Below are 23,319 nucleotides of genomic sequence, written 5' to 3'. Positions count from 1 at the left end.
GCCGGTGTGTACTGGATCGCCCGGTCAAGCCGGGCGACGACAGTGGGGATCATACTGCCCGCACGATCTCCCGTACCAATCCGAGCGTCTCCTCGATCATCGCCGCGGTGACATCCAGATGTGTGCAGGCGCGGATGCGGCCATCCATGGTGGCCAGCGATACGCCTTTCATCCGCAGTGCCTTCACCATGTCAGCGCTGCTGATGCCCGCGCCCGCGGGATCGAAGAAGACGAGGTTGGTTTCCGGCTCCTGCACTTGAACCCCATCGATCTGCGCAAGCCCGCGCGCAAGCGTCCGTGCATTGGCGTGATCGTCGGCCAGTCGATCGATGTGATGATCGAGTGCGTGGATGCACGCGGCCGCCACGATACCGGCTTGCCGCATCGATCCACCGAGCCCTTGTTTCCAGCGCCATACCGCATCGATGTAGTCGCGCGTTCCGGCGAGCACGGCACCAATCGGCGCGCCGAGCCCTTTGCTGAAATCGATCCACACCGAGTCCCAGCCGTTGGACATGTCGCGTGCATTGATGCCCGTGGCGACGCAGGCATTCAGCAGCCGTGCGCCATCCATATGCGTGGCCATGCCGCGTTCGCGCGCGATACTGACGATCGCATCGAGATCGCTTCTCGCCCAGATCGTGCCGCCGCCGATATTGGCCGTCTGCTCGACGCTGACGAGCGTTTGTGCTGCCTCATAGCGCGTGCGCGGATGTAGCGCTGCGCGCAGTGTCTCCGGTGTGAACTTGCCGTCGTCGCCATCGAGCCCGGTAATCTGAAATCCGCCAAGCGCGGCGTGTGTACCGCCTTCGCGCGACAGGATATGCGCGGTGCGATGGGCGAGGATCTCGTCACCCGGCCGGCAATGCGCAAGCAGGCCGGCGACATTGCACATGGTACCTGACGGCATGAATACGGCGGCTTCCTTGCCGAGCAGATCGGCGACGCGATCGCACAGCGCGTTGACGGTCGGATCGTCGCCCACCTGTTCATCGCCGACTTCTGCCGCTGCCATCGCCGCGCGCATTTCAGGCGTCGGCCTGGTCTGCGTATCCGACAGCAGATTGATGCGAACGGCTGGCTGCGATGGATCGGGGCGGGCAGGAGTGAAGGGCATGAAGACGTCCGTGTTGTTTAGAGGCAGCCTATCCTGTGATCGTCAGGGCTTCTACACGCGCCTGTCATCACCCGCGAAAGCGGGTGATCCAGTAGACACCTTTCGGATGTGAGTATACTCGCGGCCTGAGTTTGCTGGATCGCCCGGTCAAGCCGGGCGACGGCAGGGTGGGCGTATACGCCAACAAAAAAGGCCCCGGAAAACCGGGGCCTTTTCGTCTTCGTCGCTAGAACAGTTAGCGCGAATAGAATTCGACGATCAGATGCGGTTCCATCTGCACGGCGAACGGAACGTCCGACAGTGCGGGGATGCGGATGAAGCGCGCGGTCATCTTGTTGTGGTCGGTTTCGACGTAATCCGGCACGTCGCGCTCGCCGAGCTGCGAGGCTTCGAGAACGACTGCGAGCTGCTTCGAGGATTCCTTCACCTCGATCACATCGCCGACCTTCACGAGGTAGCTCGAAATGTTGACGCGCTTGCCGTTCACGCGGACATGGCCGTGATTGATGAACTGGCGGGCGGCGAACATGGTGGCGACGAACTTGGCGCGATACACCACGGTGTCGAGGCGGCGCTCGAGCAGGCCGATCAGGTTTTCACCGGTGTCGCCCTTGAGGCGCGAAGCCTCGACATAGACGGCGTAGAACTGACGTTCGGAAATGTTGGCGTAATAGCCCTTCAGCTTCTGCTTGGCGCGCAGCTGCGTGCCGAAGTCCGAGAGCTTGCCCTTGCGGCGCTGGCCGTGCTGGCCGGGGCCGTATTCGCGCTTGTTGACCGGAGACTTGGGACGACCCCAAATGTTCTGGCCCATGCGGCGGTCGATTTTATACTTAGCTTCACTACGCTTTGTCATCGCGTCCTCGATGTTCAATGGTGGATGAGGAGACGCGCCCTCCTGTATGCCGGATGATCTTTTGAAGGATATTCCGGCACCGACAGGTTCATTCCCAAAGCTGGGAGGAGAACCACGGGTGCGAAACGCTTCGCGGGCCGAAAACGGCCCGCGAGCAAGGCGGTTTCTAGGGGGCAGGGCCCGTTATGTCAATTCAACGACAGGGCTTTTTGCCATTTTGACGGCCCGCACGCCAATTTAGGGGCCTGCAGAGGCCAAAACCGGCGATTGGGCCGGATAATAGCCGGTTCCCGCAGATTTAGCCCTATTTCGGCGCTGGCGTTGCCACCGGCTTGCCGTCCTCGACCACATAGATGGCCAGCAGCTTGAGCCCCTTGGCACCGGTTTTCACGTCATGCGGGATGCCGGCCGGCACGGCATAGGAATCACCGGTCTTGAGCTCCTTGTCGGGCTGGCCTTCGACGAGCAGCGTGGCTTCGCCATCCAGCACATAGCCGGTGTCGACGCCGGGATGGGTGTGGCGGCCGGCGAGCTGGTTCGGCCCGATCTCGGCAACCACGGTCACGATGTGGTGGCCTGCGGGATATTTGATGTCCTGCAGCGGCGTGCGCTTGATGCCTTGCGCGGAGGCCGTGCCGGCGGCAAAGGCGGCAATCGTGGCGCCGAGCAACAGTGGCTTCAGAAAGCTGGTCTTGAGCATGTGGGTCTCCCTTTGCCGTTCTCTTGCTGGAACGGCGTAACGGAAGGCTAGCAGTGCGCCGGGGAAAGTCGAGCGATCTCGCTAGGCTGCCACCTGGCCACCAAAGAATGGCGCCAGCGTTTCCGGCCAGGCATGGCGCTTGCCGGAGGTATAAAGCAGCACGGCATCGCCATGCGGGGCGCCGGACTGGAGATCACCGATGAGGCCAACCACGCGACGTGCGATCGCGGGCGCAGGATCGATCCAGGCTACAGGCCATGGAGCAAGGCGGGTGAGCTCCGCCAGCAGCAGCGGGTAATGCGTGCAGGCCAGGACCACGGTGTCCGTGCGTGCACCGGAGGCGTCCTGCACGAAGCATGGCGCAATCTCGGCGAACAGATCCGCATCGCTCACGCCGCTGCCGCCGCTCAGTGCGCTCTCGGCCAGCGAGGCGAGATTGGTCGAGCCAACCAGCGTGACGATGCAGCCGCCGCCGAATTCGCGGATCAGCGTTTGCGTGTATTCGCGCTTGACGGTGCCCGAGGTGCCGAGGACGGACACGCGCTTGGTCACCGAGCCCGCACAAGCCGGCTTGATCGCCGGCACGGTACCCACGAAGGGCACGCTGTAAGCTGCGCGGAGATGGCTGAGCACGATGGTCGAGGCGGTGTTGCAGGCGATGACCACCATGTCGGGTCGATGCGTGCCGATCAGTTCGCCCATCAGCGGCACGACGCGCTCGATCAGTGCCTGCTCGCTGTGCTGCCCATAGGGAAAGAATGCGTCATCCGCCACATAGACATAGCGCGCATCCGGCCGCGCCTTCGCAATCTCGCGCTGCACGGTGAGTCCACCGAGGCCGGAGTCGAAAACGAGGATGGTGGGGCGCGTGGGCATCATGAGAGGCTAGGGGAGGATGGTTACTGCGGGGTTGCTGAGCAAGATACGGACATTCTGGCTTTTTCGGGAAGGGCGATCGATTGTAGGGTGGGCAAAGCGCAGCGTGCCCCCCAAAGGCACGGCTGGTGAAGGTGGGCATGCTACGCTTTGCCCACCCTACACGCCTGCTACGCGCTATACGGGCTGCAAAGGCTTCCATTCGCCATCCGGCATCTCGATCCAGATCGCATCGCCCGGTGCTACCTCGCCGTCGGTCAGCACCACGGCCATGACGCCGGCTTTGTAGATCAGGCCACCCTCGGTATCGCGATCCAGCGTCGCTGCTTTCAGCCCTTGCTGAAACCTGTCCATCAGCACGCAGGGCTCGCGCAGGCCGGTGAGCTCGATCATCGCCGCGTCGCTGAACTGTAATCGCGTGCCGGTTGGTAGACCGGCGAGATCGATGCCTGATGTCGTGATGTTCTCGCCAAGATCGCCCGGCGCAACCGCAAACCCCTTGGTGTGCAGTTCGTCGAACAGTTCGGACGGGATCAGGTGTACCTGACGAAGGTTCGGCTTGGTCGGATCGCGGCGGCGGTCGTAGCGGTGCTGGACGGTCGCGCCCATATGGCCGTCGCCTTCGACACCGAGGCCACTGAGCAGGCGAATGCTCAGCGCCGGTGTCTTGCTGAAGTGATGGCCGCGCCGAAGGCTGACGGCGACGACGCGGGGCACACCCGCCGCCCTCATGGTGAGGAGGCGCGACTTGTCCGCCGTAGCTCGAAGAGCGAAGGCGGAAGCGCCGTCTCCAACCATGAGCCATGGAGCGTCTGAGCTTGCGGCCATCCTTCGAGACGCGGCCTGCGGCCGCTCCTCAGGACGAGGGATTGAGTCAAGACGCGCTGCCGAACACGCGCTTGAAGATCGTGTCCACATGCTTGAGGTGATAGCCGAGGTCGAACTTCTCGGCGATCTCGTCGTCGCTGAGATACTTCTTCACGTCGGCATCGGCCTTCAGCAGCGTCTGGAAGTCGCCTTCGCCGCGCCAGACCGGCATGGCGTTGCGCTGGACCATCTTGTAGCTGTCCTCGCGGCTCGCGCCCTTCTGCGTCAGCGCGATCAGCACGCGCTGCGAATGCACGAGGCCGCCGAGGCGGTCGAGATTCTTCTGCATGTTGGCGGGATAGACGAGGAGCTTCTCGATCACGCCGGCCATGCGGTTCAGTGCGAAGTCGAGCGTAACGGTGGCGTCCGGGCCGAACATGCGCTCGGCGGAGGAGTGCGAGATATCGCGCTCGTGCCACAGCACCACGTTTTCCAGCGCCGGCGTCACATAGGCGCGCACCATGCGCGACAGGCCGGTGATGTTTTCGGTCAGCACCGGATTGCGCTTGTGCGGCATCGCCGACGAGCCCTTCTGGCCTTCGGAGAAGAACTCCTCGGCTTCCAGTACCTCGGTGCGCTGCATGTGGCGGATTTCCACCGCGAGGCGCTCCATCGACGAGGCGATGACGCCAAGCGTCGCAAAATACATGGCGTGACGATCGCGCGGGATCACCTGGGTCGAGATCGGCTCGGGCTCGAGGCCCATCGCCTTGGCGACATGCTCTTCGACGCGCGGATCGATCTGCGCAAAGGTGCCGACGGCGCCGGAGATCGCGCAGGTGGCGACTTCCTTGCGGGCGGCGACGAGGCGCTCGCGGTTACGGGTGAATTCGGCATAGGCAAAAGCGAGCTTGAGGCCGAAGGTGACCGGCTCGGCATGGATGCCGTGGGAGCGGCCGATGGTCGGCGTCATCTTGTGCTCGAAGGCACGGGTCTTCAGCGCCGCCAGCAGGCGGTCGATATCGGCGATCAAAATATCGGCGGCGCGCACCAGCTGCACATTGAGGCAAGTGTCGAGCACGTCCGACGAGGTCATGCCCTGATGCACGAAGCGCGCTTCGGGACCGACGATTTCGGCGAGGTGGGTCAGGAAGGCGATGACGTCATGCTTGGTCTCGCGCTCGATCTCGTCGATGCGCTCCACATTGAAGGTGGCGTCCTTGGCCTTGGCCCAGATCGTCTTCGCCGCGTCCTTGGGGATGGTGCCGAGTTCAGCCAGCGCATCGGCGGCATGCGCCTCGATCTCGAACCAGATCTTGAAGCGGGTCTGCGGCTCCCAGATGGAGGCCATTTCGGGACGGGTATAGCGCGGGATCATAGGCGTCTCTGCAATGTCAGGGGTTACGCCGCGCTTTAGCAGATCGGGCCGGGGGAAACCACCTCGGAAAGTGCCGGGATCACTGATTTTCCTGCGGAATTTACCCCTTTGGCAGCTTGGTTGTCACCGCCATGAAGCGCCGGTTCGGGCCAGCGTGGAATTCATGGGCGTCCACCGTCTCGATCAGCACCGCCAGCGTCTGCGTGCCGTCCTTCGCCTGATGATGATACGCCTCGGCGATACCGTAGGCAGTGACGCAGCGGCGGCGTTTCGGCAGTTGCTTGTCCTGCTGCAAAATCACGGGCGCTGCGCCGTCGATGGCCAGCTGCAGCTTGAGCCCGGTGACGATCACGCTGCCAAAGGTGCCGCGGCCGCCGGCGCCGTAGCAGGAGGCCTTGCCGAGTGCCTGGTCGGACAATGTGAGCACCAGCTTGCGACCATCGGGCAAAGTGATGTCCTGCGTGGTGGCGAGCGGCTTCGGGTCCATCTGGTAGATGCCGATCTCGTCGAGATCCATCGATGGCTTGCCGGCGAAGCGCGTGCCGGGCTCGCTGATCTTCAGCCTGTCGAGCATCGGCTTCGCCGTCTTCGCGAGATCGGCGCGGACAGCGTCCACCTCGCGCTCGTCGTCATCTTTGGTGCGAACAGCAAAGGGTGAGCCCTTCGCGAAATCGTCGATGCGTGTGTCGATCACCTGAATTTCGGCGATGACGTCGGTGGCGTCGTAAAGCTGCGTGTATTGCTCGAAGGCGAAATGCGTGCCGTCCGCCGAAAAGCCGATCACTTTTCGCGCGGCGGCGTCCCCCGCGTGTGCACTGCATGAAAGTGCGGCCGCAAAGACCGGGGCGAGCAGCAGTCGGCGGAGATAAGTGAGGTGTGCCATCTGCGTTGGTCGCAGACCGCGACGGAAAGTTCAGGCCGTCGCCCGGATGTCGGTTCGCGAATCCGGACCCCGCTACATCGGGCCTTCGATCAGATCCTTCGGAAACAGTTCCTGCGACGATTCCTTGAAAAAGAAATTCGCAAGATACCATCCCTTGCTGGTCATTTTGAATGTGAAGCGAAAGTAGAGGAACCCGAAATTCTCGAAATACGCGTAGTAGACGATTTGGCGCAATGCGCCCTGATAGTCCTTGTCGTAGACCTTTTTGCCGAAGTCGAATTTCTTTCCTTCGAATTCTTTCAGTGATTTTTCAAGCTCCGCTGACTGTTCCGGGCTTCCGATGGCCTTGGCAAGCTGGGTTGCGGCATCATGAGATTTGATTTGGCTGATCAGCTTGAAGATCTGGCTTGAGAAACGGTCGGGGTCATCAATGCGCGACGGTTCTGCGGCGAGCGCAGGCCCGATCAGACAAAGAAGAGCAGCCAGAACTGATATCAGCCGAATACGCATCGCAGCCTCACGATTTCCACGTGGCGGCGCTATATCATCTCCCCGCGCGCTTTCATTGCTTCGCTGCGGATACCATTAATATTCGCTTTGTAGCTCTCCATCGTGCCGCCCTTGAACACGGCCGAGCCCGCGACAAACGCATTCGCCCCCGCAGCCGCGAGCGCGCCGACATTCGCCGCCGAGACGCCGCCATCCACCTCGATATCAATTGGACGGCCGGCCAACATGGCACGCAGGTCGGTGACCTTGTTGATCGCCGACGGGATGAACGCCTGGCCGCCGAAGCCGGGATTGACCGACATCACCAGCACGAGATCGACGAGATCGAGCACATATTCGATGGCGCTCAGCGGCGTGCCGGGATTGAGGCTCACGCCGGCCTTCTTGCCGAGCGCGCGGATCGCCTGCAGCGAGCGATGCAGATGAGGACCTGCTTCGGCATGGACGGTGATGTGGTCGCAGCCGGCCTTGGCGAAGGCTTCGAGATAGGGATCGACCGGCGCGATCATCAGATGCGCGTCGAAGATCTTCTTGGTGTGCGGGCGCAGCGCCTTGATGACATCGGGGCCATAGGAAATGTTCGGCACGAAATGGCCGTCCATCACGTCGAGATGAATCCAGTCGGCGCCGGCCGTGTCCACGCTGCGGACCTCGTCGCCGAGCTTGGCGAAATCAGCCGCCAGAATGGACGGGGCGATGGCCAGCGGACGGGGCGCGAAGCTCTGGGACATGGTCGGACTTCCTGAAAGGGTGGTGGCGTCGCCTCGCGTAACATGGGCGGCCTGTGGGCAGCAACGCAGCACGCGCGGGGCTGTGGAGTTCCGGCAAAATCTGCCGCAGGGGCAGGGATTGCCCGGTCCAAGGGAGCTGTGAGCTCGCGCGAGCCGTTGATATCACATCGTTTTTCCGCTGGCACAGGGTTTGCTGATATTGGCCTGGGCCATGCCGGCCCGGATGGAGATCGACGATGCTCGGCGTCGCAGCGCTTGCCACATCGGCCATGGACCTTCTGCAGTCTCTGACAGCGAAGAAGACGTCGTCTTCGTCTTCGTCGTCGTCCAAAACGACGACAGGGCTGTCACAGGGCTCCTCGTTCCAATTGGGCACGCCGGTATCGCTTACATCGCCATCAACCGCGACGGCCGGCACAGCTGCATCCAGCGGCAGTCTTTCGACCTCGACCATGAGCGCGCTGCTTGATGCGCAAAGCCAGACCAATGTCTCGGCGAATTCCAAGACCCGCTCCGATGCGCTGAAGAGCCTGTTCAATCAGCTCGATGGCGATGGCGACGGTTCGATCAGCAAGGCCGAATTCGAGGACAAGCTCGGCGCCGGCGGCACCAATGTCGCCAATGCCGACAAGGTGTTCGCCAAGCTCGACAAGGATGGCGACGGCTCGGTCAGCATCGACGAACTCGGCAAGGCCCTGAAGGGCGCCGGCAAGTCGCAATACGGCGGTGGTGGTGGTGGTGGCGGCGATTCCGATACCGCGGAAGCAACCACCAGCACGACAGTGAATGCCGATGGCAGCACCACGACCTCGATCAGCTATGCCGATGGCTCCAAGGTGACATCCACCTCGGCGGTGCCGGCATCATCGACTGCCGCAGCCGCACGCACCTCGTATAATGCCATCGAGCAGATGATCGCCAAGCAGGCGCAGCAGATCTCAACCGCGGCGTCGTCGCTGTCGATCACCGCCTGATCGTTCAAGCTCTCGATACGCAAACCGATCCCGCACACGGTGATTGAAAAACAAGCCGCGTGATGGCGCTGTGCTGAAGGCCGCGTGCACTTCGGGTGGCACCTGCGCATAGGCAGACCGACGCCCGCTGGTAAACGTGACGCGCATTTCACGTGTCGCGGGGCTGTAGCTGAGATGGCGAATCGCTGTCGAGGGCATCACGGTCACTGCGTTGTTGATCAACTACAGAAACTCATACCGCTGCATTTCGTTGCGCTGCTCGTGCCGTAGGTAGCAGCCTGCGCGCGTCCGGACTTTTCGCTGCCAGATTGCCGCATATGTGGCAGCGGCGGCCCGGTCTTCATTTCTCGCTAACGTTAACGCGGCACGATTTCCAGTAGTTGTAAGTAGTTCTGGTGTCGTATGTTGCGTATCATAGTAGTTGTTATCGCTATTGGTAGTTATCTACTCAGCGTCCCGGCGCGGGCGGAGGACGAGCTTTTTGCCTCCATGCGGCTGCGCGGCGGCTATGACAGCAACCCATTGTTCTCGACCGGTGGTGGCCGCGGCAGCGGCAGTATCGGTAGCGCCTTCATCGGCACCGAGGTCGGCCTGATCGCAGCGGGCAAGCAGGATGACATCACCTGGAATGCAACGGCCGAAGCGAATGCGACCCGTTACATCGCGCCGGGCATCGATCCCGCGCTTGTGGTCAAGCTCGGTCTGCGCGGCATCATGGGCGACGACGATTTTCGCGTGATCTCGACGACGTCCTTCTCGGAGATCGACACCTACAACACCAAGTCGATGGATCTCGCGCAGGCAGTGAAGCTCGAAAGCATCAAGGGCAAGATCAAGTGGTTCGTGACCGGCGAGATCGGTCTGTCGCGATTGAACCAGACCAATATCATCTATCAGGATTTCCTGCCGATCCCGCATCAGGTCCTGCGCGGCACCATCATTCCCGGTGTCAGCGTGATCCTGAGCAAGGGCGAGGTCGGCGTCTCGTTGAACCTGTCGATGCGGCGCTATGCGGAAGAGTTGGATCTGTTCGGCTATCGCCGCAACAATGAGCGCATCCAGCCATTCCTGTTCGCGCGCTATGCCGATGGCGATCTCAGCATGTTCGCGTCGGTGTCGCAGCTCTATGGGATCTGGCACGATATCGACTTCACCAATGTGAATACGACTTTGTTCGATGCCAATCTGACCTGGCGCCCGAAGCCGTTCACGCTGGAATTGGCAGCCGTGCGGCGTGCCGGCGAAACCACCTTTCCGCTCTCGCCGATCACCATCGATACGCTGCTGACGGCGAAGGGCACCTGGCAGGTGAACGACAAGTGGTCGTTGACGGCGGCGGCTGGCTATACGGATTCGGTCTATCTCGACTCGCCCTATCGGGCGACGACCTACACTTACGGTATCGGTGCCGTGCGTGAGCTCGGCAGCGGCTACAAGCTCGGCTTCGATCTCACCCGCATCACCGGCACGCTGCTCGATGGCGAGAAGGCGCAGGGCTATATCGTCGCGTCATCGCTGTCGAAGAGCTTTGCGCCGACAGCGACGAAGCCGAAGGGCGATCTCGTGGCGAAGCCGGCGATGTGATCCCTCTCATGTGATCCGTTGGAGGGCGAACGGGGGCGTACCCCCGTTCGCTGCCGAGGGAAGAGTGAGATCCCTCAGCCGTCATGTGTGATGCTGTGGATCAGCAGCCGCACCCGCCACGTCCGCCAAGGCCGACGCCAGCGCCGACATTGACGAGGAGGCCATTGCGCAGCAGGCCGCCAACCAGACCGTGCTTGCCGAGCAAACCGCCGGCATTGACGCCAACGCCGACACCAGCGCCGACACCAAGGCCGCCACGGCCACCCAGCACGCCGCCGAGCAGACCGCCGGCATTGACGCCGACCCCAAGGCCGAGACCGACATTGAGGCCTTTGGCGTTTGCAGACGGTGCGCTCATGAGAGCGGCAGCAGTGATGGCAAGGATAGCGATCTTCTTCATGACGTTCTCTCCACTGTTGTGTGCCCTTGTTTGGACACGCGTGAAGATGCGCCGTTCAATTTAGCTCTGCAATCGAAAGGGAATTTTTACCTTAAAGGAGGCAAGTTTATACGATCAAATACATGAAATTCGGTAGTTAATTACTTTGGTGGTTAGAAGTATACCTTGGATTTCTCGGACCCTCATGGTGAGGAGGCGCAAAGCGCCGTCTCGAACCATGAGTTGGCCTGGCTCGGAGCCTACCGCCATCCTTCGAGACGCCGCTGCGCGGCTCCTCAGGATGAGGGAGGAGCTTGTGATGGCTAGTTTGGAAAGCGATCGCGCCATGCCGGCAGCGCGCCGTCGAAGGGCAGGGCGGTCGCTTCATAGACGCCACGCGCAATGGCCCGTGCGATCACATTGCCCGCAAGCATGCCGAGTTCGGTGAGTCCCACCACGGGATCGATCTCCTTCTCGCCGGTCGCTGCGGCAAACACGATGTCGCCATCCAGCGGCGCGTGGACGGGATAGATTGCATGCGCGAACCCGGTCTGCGCCATCATCGCCAGGCGCTGCGCCTGCGCCTTGGTGAGGATAGCGTCGGTGACGACCACGGCGAGCGTGGTGTTCTCGATGGCGTTCGCCGCAGGCCCGCCTTTGATGCGCAGCGCATGCATGTCTGGCGTGATCGTGCCGGGAAAGCCGCGGCCGCCGAACTCGCCATTCTGCTCGAAGGCTGCGGCCCAGAAATGCGCGCTGTCGCCCATGGTGATACTGCCGACAGCGTTCACAGCAGCCAGCGCGGCCACGCGCACGCCAGCGGGCGTGACAGCGGAGGCCGAACCGAGCCCGCCCTTCAGATTGACGGTGGTCGCGCCCATCCCCGCCCCGACGCTGCCGAGAGCAAAGCTGTCGCTGGCATTGACGGCAGCCGCGTAGCCGAGATCGCGATAGGGCGGGAAGCGGCCCCAGTTCTTGTCGCCGCCATTGATGAGGTCGAACAGGATCGCGCCGGGCACGATGGGGATGACGGCGCTGCCGATCCGGAAGCCGCGGCCCTGTTCGGCCAGCCAGGCCTGCACGCCGCCGCCGGCCTCCAGGCCGAAGGCGGAGCCGCCGGAGAGCGCAAGCCCGTGGATCGCGTCCACCGTGTTGACGGGATCGAGCAGGCTGGCGTCGCGCGTGCCGGGACCGCCGCCGCGGATATCCACGGATGCGACGGCCGGTCGATCGAACAGAATCGCAGTGACGCCGGAGGCGAGGGCAGGGTCGTCGGCATGGCCGACGCGGACGCCGTCGATATCGGTGAGAAGGTTCTTCATGCGGTTCCTCCCGGCAAATTCCATGCTGCGATCGCGATCACGTGCGATCACAACCGTATCAACTGCATCATCCTTGATCTAACACGCTTGCATGTCGGCGCGCCCACGGTGCATCTAGCCGCATGATCACGGATGTCACGATCCCAGCGGCCCTGATTGCCGGCATTGTCAGCTTTCTGTCACCTTGCGTGCTGCCGCTGGTGCCGCCCTATCTTATCTATCTCACCGGCGCCACCATCGAGCATGTCGCCAATGACGAGCAGGAGGCGGTGTCCCGCCGCGCGGTGATGATTTCCGCGCTGGTGTTCGTGCTGGGCTTCTCCACGGTGTTCGTGATCCTGGGCGCCAGCGCCAGCCTGATCGGCAGCCTGGTGCGTGCCTATGCGGCGCAGCTCTCGATGGTCGCCGGCGTGCTGATCATCCTGATGGGCCTGCATTTCCTCGGCCTGACCCGGATCGGCGTGCTGATGCGCGAAGGCCGCATGACCATGCCGAAGCCCGTCGGGCTTTGGGGCGCCTATGCGATGGGCCTCGCTTTCGCCTTTGGCTGGACGCCGTGCATCGGCCCGATCCTGGCGGCGATCCTGTCGGTGGCGGCGGCAGAGGCGACGGTGACCAAAGGGGCGGGGCTGCTTGCCGTCTATTCGCTCGGCCTCGGCATCCCGTTCCTGATCGCGGCCTTCATGGTGGAGCGCTTCTCCAGCGTGTTCGCGCGGATGAAGAAGCATCTGGTGCATGTGGAGCGCGCGATGGGCGTGCTGATGATCATCACCGGTATCGCGTTTCTCACCGGCGGCATCGCGAATGCCAGCATCTGGCTGCTGGAGACGTTTCCGGCGCTGCAGAATTTTGGATAGCAGTGGTTAAGGCCTGAAACTCAGCCCTCATGGTGAGGAGGCGCCTCTTCGGCGCCGTCTCGAACCATGATTGGTGATCGCATCCATCCTTCGAGACGCGCGCCAAGGGGCGCGCTCCTCAGGATGAGGACGGAGTGGGAAGAGGGCGGTGAAGCTCAGCTTCCCTTGCCAAGCTCCGCATAATTCCCCTTCGCGTCCCACTTGTAGACGACATAGTCGATGGCCTTGATGTCGCCCTTGGCGTCGAACGCCATCTTGCCGAGCACGGTGTCCCATTCGCCGGCCTTGATCACATCCATGACCTTCTTCAGATCAGTCGAGCCGGCCTTGGCGACGGCCTGGGTCCAGACCTGGAACGCGGCATAGGTGTAGAGCGTGTAGCCTTCGGGATCGATGTTCTTCGCCTTGAACTTCTCGACGATCGCCTTGGCGGTCGGCTTGTTGCGCGGATCCGGCCCGAAGGTGAACAGCGTGCCTTCCGCAGCAGGGCCGGTGATCGAGGCGAATTCCTTGTCGTTCATGGCATCGCCGGCCATCAGCACGGTCTTGAGGCCCTGGTCGCGCATCTGGCGCAGGATGAGGCCGGCTTCCTGATGGTAGCCGCCGACATAGACCAGATCGATATTGTCGCGCTTCAGGCGCGAGACGATGGAATTGAAATCCTTGTCGCCCTTGTTGTAGCTCTCGAACAGTTTTTCGGTGAAGCCGGCCTTGTTGAGCGCCTTCTTGGTTTCGTCGGCGAGACCCTTGCCGTAAGTGGTCTTGTCGTTAAGAATCGCGACATTCTTGCCCTTGTAGTTCTTGGCAATGTAGTCGGCGGCAACGAGGCCCTGCTGGTCGTCACGGCCGCAGACGCGCAGCACATTGGCGAGCTTGCGCTCGGTGAACAGCGGATTGGTGGAGGCCGGCGTGATCTGCAGCACATTGCTGTCGGCATAGGCTTCCGACGCCGGGATCGACGATGACGAGCAGAAATGTCCGGCGACGAACGGCACCTTCGACGACGCCAGTTTCTCGGCCACCGAGCGCGCCTGCTTGGGGTCGCAGGCATCGTCGCCGACCTGCAGCGCCAGCTTCTTGCCGAGCACGCCGCCGGCGGCATTGATGTCGGCCACGGCCTGGTCGGCGCCGTTCTTCATCTGCCGGCCGAAAGCTGATTCGCCGCCGGTCATGGGGCCGGCCACCGCGACATTGATGTCCTGCGCAAACGCTGCGGAGGAGAGCAGCGATGCGGCGAATGCCAGACCGATGAGCTTGATGGGTTTCATATGATCCTCGCGATGATCCAGAACGGGGCCGTGCGGCCGGGTGGATGACACCGGAGTGTGGGGCGATTTTCGCGCGAAGTCATCGGCAATTTTAAGGTGCCCCCAAGGCCGACTGCGTCACTTCGCCGCCGGGTTTCCAACCTCTCCCCGTGAAAGGGCAGGGAGAGGTTGGTGAGCATCGCGACAAGCTGCGAGCTTCAATCCTTCAGCGTTGCGCGCTGTGCTTTCAGATCATCCGCCGCCAGCGGCAGAAATCCCGTCGCATTGTCCGTGAAACGGGCGATGATCGCCTGGCCTTCGTCCGACAGCGCGAGTGCCAGATAGTCCTTCACCACAGGATCCAGCGGCTGTTTCGGCGGATGCGCCGCATAGAGCGTGATCGCCGGCGTCAACGGATAGACGCCTTTGGCGACGTCGTCTTTGCCGGGCACGGCGAATGGCTTGCCGGCCTCGTTGGCGAGCGGAACGATGCGCACGCCCTCCGACGACGGCTTCTGTTCGGCCCAGTCGACGATAGCGATGCCGTAGGGATCCTGCGCCACGGCCTGCAGCACCGCGGCATCGTCTGCCAGTCCTTCGTAGTGCCCGGCGAATGGCATGCCGCCGAGGCGGGCCAGCCGCAGGCTGGTGGAGAAGTCGCCATCGTCGCGCTGGCCGTAGAGATGGACGCGGCGGGTGCCCCAGGCGCCGGTGACGCCGAGCTGGTTCCAGGTGTTGATGTCGCCCGCGGGCGAGCCCGAGGTGAACAGGCCGGCGAGCTGCGCCAGCGTCAGGCCCGCAAGCGGATTGGAGCTGTGAACATAGACGGCCGGTGGCGTCTTGCCGCCGGCGCGTGGGCCATGGCCGGCATAGCCGATCTTGATGCTGAGCGGATCGTGCTTGTTGATCGCCTTGAAAGCGCGCACGTCGGGGCGTGCGGCTTCGCCGACCACGAAGCCGATTGCCGTGGCACCGGCCGCCAGTGCGGGCAACGCTGTCGCAGAGCCCTTGAGCATCGGAGCGAATTTTGTGCCGGGATGCGTCTCGGCGAATTTGGCATTCAGCGCATCGATCACCGGCGCCAGCGCTTCATCGCCATGCAGCGCGATGCGGCCGTCGGGCAGCAGATAGCTTGCATCCTTCGGTGCGGCGGCTGGCTTCGTCTTGGCATCCTGGGCCTGCGCGCCTGAGACAGCGATCAGCAAAGCGAGAAGAGGAAGGGTCTGTTTCATTGGTCGAGCTTTGCACGTTCGATAGCCGCGTCGGCGGCGCTGAGGGGGATATAGCCGTTGGACTGGGCGGCAAAAATCTGCTGGCCTTCCTTTGACAGCAGCAGCTTCAGGTAATCGGCAGCGACGGGATCGACCTTGCCGTTCGCTTCGCGGCGCGCGTAGAAATACAGATAGCGGCCATAGGGATATGCGTTGGCCTGGATTTCTGCCGGCGTGCCCTTGATGAATGGACCTTCCGGTTTTTCGGATACGGCGAGCTGCTTGATCTTGTCGGTCCCGCGCCCGATCGCGGCGACGGTGATGCCGCCGGGCTCGTTTTCCAGCCGCTTCAGCAATTCGTCCGTCGAGGAATATTCCTCGTAAGCGGCACTGTAGGGCTTGCCGTCCAGCCGGTTGGCCATCATCCAGGTGCCGAAGCCGCTATATTGCGGCGTGCCGAGCGGATGAATCAGGCGCTTGGTCCAGTCGCCGGTCAGGCCGAGCTGGCCCCAGCGCGAGAAGTCTCCGCCCTCATTGCCGATGGTGAGGATCTTCGCGACTTGCTTCGTGGTGAGCTGCGTCAGCGGATTGTCGCGATGGACATAGACGGCCAGCGAGGTCGCGAGTTTCTGCGACGTGTCATTGGCGGCATTGGCGACCTTGATCTCGACCGGCTCGGAGCCGAACGCGCTCTTGAAGCCGGCGGCTTCCAGCAGCTTGATCGGGCGTCCCATCGAGCCGACCAGAATGCGGTTGTAAGTGAGATTGGGAATTGCGGTTTCCGCGCCGGCGGAGACATCGACCAGCTTCGCGCCGGGATGGGTTTTGGCATAGAGCGCATTGGCGCGCTCGACGGCGACCTTGGCATGGACCGCGCCACCGATGCGGATCGCGCCATCGGCGCTGAGATAAGGCGCACCGGCTGCGGGCTTTGCGCTGCTGGGCGCGTAGGCGGGAAGGGCGGGATCGACCGTGAAGGTCTGCGCGATTGCCGGCGGGGCCGCGGCCAGCGCCAGAAAGGCCAGCGATGCCGCGCAGGCGCGGGTGGTGAGGATCATGTTGAAAAACTCGCTCGAGGATGAAGCCATCGTGGCCTATGGCGAGTACCGTTCCCGGGCAACGAACGTGAAGATGCATGACTGGGGCGTTGCAGTCGGCCTGCTGCGGCAGAGCGGTCGAAAGCGCAGCGAAAACAGCTTGCTACGCGCCGCGCCGGATGTGCGACGTCCACCATGTCGCAGTTTAGTATCGCTCTAGACCTGTAGGGCGGGCAAAGGCGTGAAGCGACGTGCCCACCAGCACAAGTCGCGAAAGGTGGCGGGCACGCTGCGCTTTGCCCACTCTACAAAACTAGCCGTGCCGTCCGCCTTCGAGATAGGCAGAGCGAATCTCCGGTGCCTTCAGCAGCTCTGCGCCGGTGCCCGACAGCGTGATCAATCCGTTGACCATGACATAGCCGCGGTGGGCGAGCCGCAATGCGTGATTGGCGTTCTGCTCGACGATCAGCACCGTGAGGCCGTCCTGCTTGTTGAGCACGCGGATGGCGTCAAAGATTTGCTTGGCAATCAGTGGCGCGAGGCCGAGCGAGGGTTCATCGAGCAACAGCAAACGCGGACGGCTCATCAGCGCGCGACCGATGGCCAGCATCTGCTGCTCACCGCCGGAGAGTGTGCCGCCGCGCTGGGTCATGCGCTCCTTCAGGCGCGGAAACAGCGTCAGCACCTTGTCGAGGCTTTCGCTGTATTGCGCGGGCGTCATCTCGTTGACATCGGCGCCCATCTGCAGGTTTTCCGCCACACTCATGCGCGGGAAGATGCGGCGGCCTTCCGGCGACTGCGCGATGCGCATGCGCGCGATCTCGTGGGTCGGCAGGCCCGTGATATCGGTGCCGTCATAGATGACGCTGCCGGCACGTGCGCGCGGCTTGCCGAAGATGGTCATCATCAGCGTCGATTTGCCGGCACCATTGGCGCCGATCAAAGCCACGATCTCGCCGTGCTGGATCGCAAGATCGACGCCCTTCAGCGCTTCGATCTTGCCATAGGAGGCGCGCAGGCCGGTGATGGCGAGCATAGGGGAGGTGGTCATGCGATGGCCTCGCCGTCATTGCGAGCGCAGCGAAGCAATCCAGAAAGCCAAGTGAAGGAAGAGCTGGATTGCTTCGTCGCAAGGGCTCCTCGCAATGACGGCTGAGAGAACGGCGTTTTCACGTCTCGCCCTCCATGACAGCAATCGCTTCTTCCTCGTCGGCGCCGAGATAGGCGGCGATCACCTTCGGATCGTCGCGGATCTCTTGCGGCGTGCCGTCGGCGATCTTGACGCCGTAATCGAGCACATTGATGTGGTCGGAGATTTCCATCACCACCGACATGTCGTGTTCGATCAGCAGGATCGAAGTGCCGTGGTCGGCGCGGATGCGCAGCAGGAGTTCATTGAGCTCGCCGCTCTCCTTTGCATTGAGACCGGCAGCGGGTTCGTCGAGGCAGAGCAGGGCCGGTTCGGTACACATCGCGCGCACGATTTCGAGACGGCGCTGGTCGCCGTAAGGCAGGTTGCCCGCCGCATCATCGGCGCGGGGCAGCAGGCCGATCTGGTCGAGCCAGTAACGCGCGAGATCGATCGCGTCGTTCTCCGCCTTGCGATAGGAGGGCACGCCGAACAGGCCGAGAAAGGTGTAGCCGGACGCGCGCATCAGCGCGTTGTGCTGCGCCACCATCAGGTTTTCCAGTGCGGTCATGCCGGGAAACAGCCGGATGTTCTGAAAGGTGCGCGCGACCTTCGCCACTTTCGAGATGCGAAAATCGTTCAGCGTCTCCAGCTGCCATTCGCTGTCGGTATGGCGCAGGCGAATGGTGCCCGAGGTCGGCTTGTAGAAGCCGGTGATGCAGTTGAACACCGTGGTCTTGCCGGCGCCGTTCGGCCCGATCAGCGCGGTGATCTTGCCGCGATCCGCGGTGAAGGAGAGGTCGTTGACGGCAACGATGCCGCCGAAACGCATGGTCAGGTTTTCGACGCTGAGAATGGTGTTGATCAACCCGCGCCCTCCTTCACGAGGTCGGAGGAGATCGCCTGATTGCGCTCGAGATAGACGGTGGGCGCACGGTGGCCGATCAGCCCGCGCGGGCGCCAGATCATCAAGAGCACCATGGCCATGCCGAACACCAGCATGCGGAATTGTTCGAGGCCGCGGAACAGCTCGAAGCCCCCGATCAATGCGACCGCGGCAAGCGCGACTCCAAGCTGCGAGCCCATGCCGCCGAGGACGACGATGGCCAGCACCAGCGCCGACTCGTGGAATGTGAAGCTCTCCGGGCTGATAAAACCCTGCCGCGTGGCAAAGAAAGCGCCGGCAAAGCCACCGAACATGGCGCCGATCGCGAAAGCCGTGAGTTTCGTCGTCGTGGTGTTGATGCCAAGTGCGCGGCAGGCGACCTCGTCCTCGCGCAGCGCTTCCCAGGCGCGGCCGATCGGCAGGCGGCGCAGCCGGATGGTGGCCCAGTTGGTGATCAGCGCCAGCGCGAAGATCAGATAGAACAGGAAAACGATGCGGTGGGTCGGCGAGAATTCGATGCCGAGCAGGGCAGCGAGGCCGTCATCACCCGGCGTCAGCGGAATGCCGAACATGGTCGGACGCGGAATGCCCGAGATGCCATTGGGCCCGCCGGTGAGCGACTGCCAGTTCAGGAGCACCAGGCGGATGATTTCGCCGAAGGCCAGCGTGACGATGGCGAGATAATCGCCGCGCAGGCGCAGCACGGGAAAGCCGAGCAGGATGCCGAAGAACGCCGCGAGAATGCCGGCCAGCGGCAGGCAGATCCAGAACGACAGGCCAAAGGTCGTCGCCAGCAGCGCGTAGGAATAGGCGCCGACGGCATAGAAGGCGACATAACCGAGATCGAGCAGGCCGGCGAGGCCGACCACGATATTGAGGCCCCAACCGAGCATCACATAGGTCAGCACGAGAATGCCGAGATCGAGGATGTAGCGCTCGTTGTAAAAGATCACCGGCACGAGAAAGGCAAAGATCAGCAGCACCGGCACCAGCGCGCGGCCCGCGAGCGACAGCGCCTTGGTGGCCGAAGGCGGCACGATGCGTACGGTGTCCACCGGTCCCCACCAGTGGCGCAGCAGCTCGATCACGATGCTGCCGACAAATACGGTGGCGACCATGGCGGCGAGATCGCCGAAGCGCGTCCAGTAGGTGAGCTGTCCGTCCGAACCGGCTTCGGTGCGTACGCCGATCATCAGCGAGAACAGCACCAGCGCGACGAGCGCGGAGATCACGGCTTTCTTGAAGATAAATGCGACATCGAGGCCGCGGGTGGGTTTGATTGATGTCGCTACCGCTGCCACGCCGGGTCCCGTCTCAGACTTTTTCGACTTCGGGACGGCCGAGCAGGCCGGTCGGCATGAAGATCAGCACCACGATCAGGATCGAGAAGGCGGCGACGTCCTTGTATTCGGTCGAGAAATAGGCCGACCACAGCGTTTCGATCAAGCCGATCAGCAATCCGCCGAGCATCGCGCCGGGCAGCGAGCCGATGCCGCCGAGCACGGCGGCGGTGAAGGCCTTGATGCCGGCGACGAAGCCCATGAAGAAATCCACGAGGCCGTAATAGAGCAGGTACATCATGCCGGCGACGGCGGCGAGGGCGGCACCGATGACGAAGGTCATGGAAATGGTGCGATCGACATCGACGCCGAGCAGTGACGCCATCTTCTGGTCCTGCTCGCAGGCGCGCATGTCGCGGCCAAGCCGTGTGCGCGCGACGAGATAGGTGAACAGCGCCATCAGCAGCACGGTGGTGATGACAACGATGATCTGGATGTTGGAAATGCGGATGGCAAAGCCATCGGCGCCTTCATGCAGCGTATAGCCGCCGGTGATGATCGGCGGCACCGGTTTTACGCGCGCGCCTTGCGCGACTTGCGAGAAGTTGGTGAGCACGAACGACATGCCGATCGCCGACAGCATCGGGGCGAGGCGGAACGAGTGGCGCAGCGGCCGATAGGCGATGCGCTCGATGGTCCAGCCATAGAGCGAGGTCACGGCCATCGCGACCAGCAGCACCAGCAACAGGATCACCGGCACCGCGGTGAGGCCGATGGAAACGAGAATGAGGAAGGTGATCAGCGCGATGAACCCGCCGATCATGAAAATATCGCCATGGGCGAAATTGATCATGCCGACGATGCCATAGACCATGGTGTAGCCGATGGCGATCAGGCCGTAGATCGAGCCGAGCACGAGACCGTTGATCAGTTGCTGGGCGAAATAATCCATAGACCCCGTATCGTGCTGCCGTGTCCGTGTGAATCGATACCAAAACCCCGACAGCCGGAATCTCGCGATCACTGTTCCATTTTCTAACAGTGCATATGCGGGAACAGCAACAGGCAGACGTGCGGCTAAGTTGTGCTGTCCCTGCCGTTTTTCGCTGCAGCGCAAACGGTTCCGCCGTCACATTTGCTCCGCGCAATGGCCCTGCAATCTCCACGGCGGAAATGCAACGCTTGCGTTAGCGAGGCGTTGTCAGTGCGTTGGATGGTTCAACACAGGAGAAGGATACATGTCCAAACGCCAATCGAACCAGAGCCAGAACAATCAGGGCCAGCAGACCCAAAACCCCGGCCAGAATCAGGGCCAGCAGGGCGGTCAGCAGCGGCCCGATCAGCATCAGGATCCGAGCCGTCAGGGCAACCCGCCGGGTCATCAGCAGCAGCGTTAGAGCGGGTTGTTCTCAGCAACCCCTGAGGAAGGCCCCGCCGAAAGGCGGGGCTTTTCTTTTGTCCAGCGCAAATCGGGCGGCTGGCCCCGATATCCACGCCTTTTGAAAATTAAGGTTACCAAATGGTTTACGTTGTCGCAGAGACGGCGTGAGCGTTAGCTCTGCGTCAACCATATCGGCTCGCCCGCGAGTCGCAGATGAGCGATGGACCGCGACGGCATGGCAGAGAACGGCATTTTCCAGGACAATCTGTCGGCCAAAGGCACGGTGCAGAGCTGGCGCATCAGCACCTTCACCGGCGCGCTGCTGGCCTGCTATTTCATCCCGACCTGGACCATTTATGCGTTCCGCATCATGGTCTCGCCGATCCAGGGCTTTTACGAGCGGCCGAATATCTCGCTGGCGCTGTTCCTGAACGACTATCTGCAACTGTCGAGCTTTGGCACCGTGCGTTATGCGTGGCTGCTGGTGCTCGCCAAACTGACCGTTGTGGCTTTCTTTGCGGTTTTTCTGGTGTTCATTACGCAGCCGAAGATCCGCAAGGCGGGCGGCTGCGACGAAGCGCTGGCCGTGGCGCTCAGCATCGGCGGGGCGATTTCATTCGCAGGCATGGTGATGGCCTGGAAGGTCGGCGAGCTTGCCGCCATGCGGCTACACATCACCGAATTGCTGCTGATCCTCGGCGTGGCCGTGGTGATGGCTTTCGAGCCCCCGCTGCGCCGGGACGTGGCGCAGGCGCAGACGTGGTCGAGCGAAGATCCGGGCGAAGCGCCGTCCGTGCAGAAGGCGACCGCAGCGTAACGCTTTGCCCACCCTGCATTCTAGATCGACAGCCCCAGTTCCTTGATCACGGCACCGGCTTCCTTGGTGGCATGGTTCACAGCCGGAACGCCGCAATAGATCGCCTGCTGCAGCAGGATTTCCTTGATGTCATCGGTCGTGAAGCCGCCTTCGGTGAGGGCGGCGCGCACATGCAGGCGAAACTCATCCCACTGGCCGAGCGCCACCATGGTGCCGATCACGAGCACACGGCGTGTGCGATCGTCGAATTGCGGCCGCGTCCAGATCTCGCCCCAGGCATAGCGCGAAATGAGGTCGAGGAAGTCGGCATTGAAACTGTTCTTGCCGGCGGCGGATTTATCGACCCACGCATCGCCGAGAATCTTGCGGCGTTTGGCGGTGCCGTTCGCGGCGCGTTGTTGTTCGTCCATGTGTGAAGCTCCGTCATCTCGGCCGTCGTCCCCGCGCAGGCGGGGACCCATACACGCGAGGGTTATAAATTAAACACGGATGGTGGTAACTCTGCCGCTTCAACCGCCTCGTCGGAGGCTATGGGTCCCCGCCTGCGCGGGGACGACACGTAGTTACCTCTGCGTCAGGAAGCCAACCACGGCTTCCGTGAAGGCGTGGCTCTGTTCCACATTCGAAATATGCGCGGCATCCAGCAGCGTCATGCTGGCGCCGGGGATATTTGCGCGGATGAATTCACCGGCGGACACCGGCGTCGCATTGTCCTGCTTGCCGGCAATCACCAGCACCGGGCTTTTGATGTTGGGCAGCAACGCGCGCTGGTCCAGCGTGCTCAGTGCCTCGCAGGCGGCGAGATAGCCGTCCACCGGCGTCGCCAGCAGCATCGCCTTCATCTTGGCGGTCGCGTCCGGATCGCGTTCGCGGAAATCCGCCGTCAGCCAGCCACCGATCACGGCATCCGCCACTGACGCAATGCCGCCTTCGCGCACGGCCTTGATGCGGTTGTGCCAGTTGGTCGGGTCCGGATAGTAGCAGCTGGTATTGGCGAGGATCATCTTGTTGAAGCGATCCGGCGCGTTGGCGCCCAGCCATTGCCCGACCATGCCGCCCATCGACAATCCGCACCAATGCACCTTGTCGATATTGAGATCGTCGAGGATGGCCAGCACATCCTTGCCATAGCGCTCCATCGACACCGGGCCGTTCATGCCGGATTTGCCATGGCCGCGGCGATCGTAACGGATCACGCGAAACAGTTTTGTCAGCACCGGCAGCTGCGGCTCCCACATGGCCATGGTGCAGCCGAGCGAGTTCGACAACATCAGCGTCGGCCCGCCGTCGCGGCCTTCGACGGAAACATTGAGCAGGCAGCCGTCGGCATCGATCATGGGCATCGGAAATCTCCGTCGTT

27 protein-coding genes are annotated in these 23,319 nt (G+C 62.6%); 6 read left to right on the top strand and 21 right to left on the bottom strand.

Features of this window, described 5'->3' with window-relative positions:
* Positions 1-49: 49 nt before the first annotated feature.
* From AC1RQ5_RS21865 to rpe, 9 genes are all read right to left on the bottom strand, one after another.
* Positions 50-1,117, bottom strand: a complete 1,068-nt coding sequence (locus tag AC1RQ5_RS21865; protein ID WP_493201731.1) for a threonine aldolase family protein — start codon at positions 1,115-1,117, stop codon at positions 50-52.
* Positions 1,118-1,352: 235 nt separating this feature from the next.
* Positions 1,353-1,970: a 30S ribosomal protein S4 gene (gene rpsD, locus AC1RQ5_RS21860; RefSeq protein WP_398477636.1), complete on the bottom strand. Its 618-nt coding sequence runs from the start codon at positions 1,968-1,970 to the stop codon at positions 1,353-1,355.
* A 304-nt stretch (positions 1,971-2,274) separates the two neighbouring features.
* Positions 2,275-2,670 carry a cupin domain-containing protein gene (locus AC1RQ5_RS21855; protein WP_398477634.1) on the bottom strand — a complete coding sequence of 132 codons (396 nt, stop codon included), beginning with the start codon at positions 2,668-2,670 and terminating at the stop codon, positions 2,275-2,277.
* Positions 2,671-2,751: 81 nt separating this feature from the next.
* Positions 2,752-3,546: a glutamate racemase gene (gene murI, locus AC1RQ5_RS21850; protein ID WP_398477632.1), complete on the bottom strand. Its 795-nt coding sequence runs from the start codon at positions 3,544-3,546 to the stop codon at positions 2,752-2,754.
* 177 nt (positions 3,547-3,723) lie between these two features.
* The gene (locus tag AC1RQ5_RS21845) at positions 3,724-4,263 is read right to left on the bottom strand and encodes an MOSC domain-containing protein (RefSeq protein WP_493201728.1); all 540 of its coding nucleotides are present in this window, start codon (positions 4,261-4,263) and stop codon (positions 3,724-3,726) included.
* A 157-nt stretch (positions 4,264-4,420) separates the two neighbouring features.
* Entirely contained in the window at positions 4,421-5,731 is a 1,311-nt protein-coding gene (gene purB / locus AC1RQ5_RS21840) for an adenylosuccinate lyase (protein ID WP_398477628.1), read from the bottom strand.
* 100 nt (positions 5,732-5,831) lie between these two features.
* Positions 5,832-6,614 (bottom strand): DUF2259 domain-containing protein, encoded by a 783-nt coding sequence (locus AC1RQ5_RS21835; RefSeq protein WP_493201727.1) that lies wholly within the window; start codon positions 6,612-6,614, stop codon positions 5,832-5,834.
* A gap of 72 nt (positions 6,615-6,686) precedes the next feature.
* Positions 6,687-7,124: a hypothetical protein gene (locus AC1RQ5_RS21830; RefSeq protein WP_493201725.1), complete on the bottom strand. Its 438-nt coding sequence runs from the start codon at positions 7,122-7,124 to the stop codon at positions 6,687-6,689.
* A 29-nt stretch (positions 7,125-7,153) separates the two neighbouring features.
* Positions 7,154-7,855, bottom strand: coding sequence for a ribulose-phosphate 3-epimerase (gene rpe / locus AC1RQ5_RS21825; RefSeq protein ID WP_398477622.1), 702 nt, complete (start codon positions 7,853-7,855; stop codon positions 7,154-7,156).
* A gap of 236 nt (positions 7,856-8,091) precedes the next feature.
* Between rpe and AC1RQ5_RS21820 the strand changes: the two genes are divergently transcribed.
* Positions 8,092-8,829, top strand: a complete 738-nt coding sequence (locus AC1RQ5_RS21820; protein ID WP_493201723.1) for an EF-hand domain-containing protein — start codon at positions 8,092-8,094, stop codon at positions 8,827-8,829.
* Here AC1RQ5_RS21820 and AC1RQ5_RS21815 read toward each other — a convergent pair.
* Positions 8,794-9,027: a KTSC domain-containing protein gene (locus AC1RQ5_RS21815; RefSeq protein ID WP_493203513.1), complete on the bottom strand. Its 234-nt coding sequence runs from the start codon at positions 9,025-9,027 to the stop codon at positions 8,794-8,796. The genes AC1RQ5_RS21820 and AC1RQ5_RS21815 overlap by 36 nt on opposite strands.
* 291 nt (positions 9,028-9,318) lie before the next feature.
* Between AC1RQ5_RS21815 and AC1RQ5_RS21810 the strand changes: the two genes are divergently transcribed.
* Entirely contained in the window at positions 9,319-10,413 is a 1,095-nt protein-coding gene (locus AC1RQ5_RS21810; RefSeq protein ID WP_398477618.1) for an outer membrane beta-barrel protein, read from the top strand.
* A 100-nt stretch (positions 10,414-10,513) separates the two neighbouring features.
* On the opposite strand, the gene AC1RQ5_RS21805 is transcribed toward AC1RQ5_RS21810, so the two are convergent.
* Positions 10,514-10,813, bottom strand: coding sequence for a hypothetical protein (locus AC1RQ5_RS21805; protein WP_398477616.1), 300 nt, complete (start codon positions 10,811-10,813; stop codon positions 10,514-10,516).
* 302 nt (positions 10,814-11,115) lie between these two features.
* Positions 11,116-12,114 carry a P1 family peptidase gene (locus tag AC1RQ5_RS21800; protein ID WP_493201720.1) on the bottom strand — a complete coding sequence of 333 codons (999 nt, stop codon included), beginning with the start codon at positions 12,112-12,114 and terminating at the stop codon, positions 11,116-11,118.
* A gap of 122 nt (positions 12,115-12,236) precedes the next feature.
* Here AC1RQ5_RS21800 and AC1RQ5_RS21795 point away from each other — a divergent pair, with 122 nt between their 5' ends.
* A complete protein-coding gene (locus AC1RQ5_RS21795) occupies positions 12,237-12,971 on the top strand; it encodes a cytochrome c biogenesis CcdA family protein (RefSeq protein WP_398477612.1) in 735 nt (244 codons plus the stop codon).
* A 155-nt stretch (positions 12,972-13,126) separates the two neighbouring features.
* Here the strand turns inward: AC1RQ5_RS21795 and AC1RQ5_RS21790 are convergent, their stop codons facing one another.
* The 3 genes from AC1RQ5_RS21790 to AC1RQ5_RS21780 form a co-directional block, all read right to left on the bottom strand.
* Positions 13,127-14,239, bottom strand: a complete 1,113-nt coding sequence (locus AC1RQ5_RS21790; RefSeq protein WP_398477610.1) for a branched-chain amino acid ABC transporter substrate-binding protein — start codon at positions 14,237-14,239, stop codon at positions 13,127-13,129.
* Positions 14,240-14,436: 197 nt separating this feature from the next.
* Positions 14,437-15,450, bottom strand: coding sequence for a PstS family phosphate ABC transporter substrate-binding protein (locus AC1RQ5_RS21785; protein WP_493201717.1), 1,014 nt, complete (start codon positions 15,448-15,450; stop codon positions 14,437-14,439).
* Positions 15,447-16,487: a PstS family phosphate ABC transporter substrate-binding protein gene (locus tag AC1RQ5_RS21780; protein ID WP_493201715.1), complete on the bottom strand. Its 1,041-nt coding sequence runs from the start codon at positions 16,485-16,487 to the stop codon at positions 15,447-15,449. Before AC1RQ5_RS21780 ends, AC1RQ5_RS21785 begins: the two co-directional genes overlap by 4 nt.
* On the opposite strand from AC1RQ5_RS21780, the gene AC1RQ5_RS21775 reads away from it, so the two are divergent.
* A complete protein-coding gene (locus tag AC1RQ5_RS21775) occupies positions 16,486-16,686 on the top strand; it encodes a hypothetical protein (protein ID WP_493201713.1) in 201 nt (66 codons plus the stop codon). The genes AC1RQ5_RS21780 and AC1RQ5_RS21775 overlap by 2 nt on opposite strands.
* A 93-nt stretch (positions 16,687-16,779) precedes the next feature.
* On the opposite strand, the gene AC1RQ5_RS21770 is transcribed toward AC1RQ5_RS21775, so the two are convergent.
* The 4 genes from AC1RQ5_RS21770 to AC1RQ5_RS21755 all read right to left on the bottom strand — a co-directional run bounded on the left by AC1RQ5_RS21770 (position 16,780) and on the right by AC1RQ5_RS21755 (position 20,713).
* Complete coding sequence (locus tag AC1RQ5_RS21770) at positions 16,780-17,517, bottom strand: ABC transporter ATP-binding protein (protein WP_493201712.1); 738 nt, start codon at positions 17,515-17,517, stop codon at positions 16,780-16,782.
* 118 nt (positions 17,518-17,635) lie between these two features.
* Complete coding sequence (locus AC1RQ5_RS21765; protein WP_493203511.1) at positions 17,636-18,427, bottom strand: ABC transporter ATP-binding protein; 792 nt, start codon at positions 18,425-18,427, stop codon at positions 17,636-17,638.
* A 32-nt stretch (positions 18,428-18,459) separates the two neighbouring features.
* Complete coding sequence (gene livM / locus AC1RQ5_RS21760) at positions 18,460-19,782, bottom strand: high-affinity branched-chain amino acid ABC transporter permease LivM (protein ID WP_398477602.1); 1,323 nt, start codon at positions 19,780-19,782, stop codon at positions 18,460-18,462.
* A 13-nt stretch (positions 19,783-19,795) separates the two neighbouring features.
* Entirely contained in the window at positions 19,796-20,713 is a 918-nt protein-coding gene (locus AC1RQ5_RS21755) for an ABC transporter permease subunit (RefSeq protein ID WP_398477600.1), read from the bottom strand.
* 286 nt (positions 20,714-20,999) lie between these two features.
* On the opposite strand from AC1RQ5_RS21755, the gene AC1RQ5_RS21750 reads away from it, so the two are divergent.
* Both AC1RQ5_RS21750 and AC1RQ5_RS21745 read left to right on the top strand, forming a co-directional pair.
* Entirely contained in the window at positions 21,000-21,158 is a 159-nt protein-coding gene (locus tag AC1RQ5_RS21750; RefSeq protein WP_398477598.1) for a hypothetical protein, read from the top strand.
* A 219-nt stretch (positions 21,159-21,377) separates the two neighbouring features.
* Entirely contained in the window at positions 21,378-21,959 is a 582-nt protein-coding gene (locus AC1RQ5_RS21745; protein WP_493203509.1) for a hypothetical protein, read from the top strand.
* A 20-nt stretch (positions 21,960-21,979) separates the two neighbouring features.
* Here AC1RQ5_RS21745 and AC1RQ5_RS21740 read toward each other — a convergent pair whose 3' ends face one another.
* Positions 21,980-22,369: a carboxymuconolactone decarboxylase family protein gene (locus AC1RQ5_RS21740; protein WP_493201709.1), complete on the bottom strand. Its 390-nt coding sequence runs from the start codon at positions 22,367-22,369 to the stop codon at positions 21,980-21,982.
* A 153-nt stretch (positions 22,370-22,522) separates the two neighbouring features.
* Positions 22,523-23,302: a 3-oxoadipate enol-lactonase gene (gene pcaD, locus AC1RQ5_RS21735; protein WP_493201707.1), complete on the bottom strand. Its 780-nt coding sequence runs from the start codon at positions 23,300-23,302 to the stop codon at positions 22,523-22,525.
* Positions 23,303-23,319 lie beyond the last annotated feature (17 nt).

Source organism: Tardiphaga sp. GW821-FHT12E02, from assembly GCF_058807155.1.
Note: the sequence above shows the minus strand (reverse complement) of the source record. Positions and strands in the feature narration are given on the sequence as shown.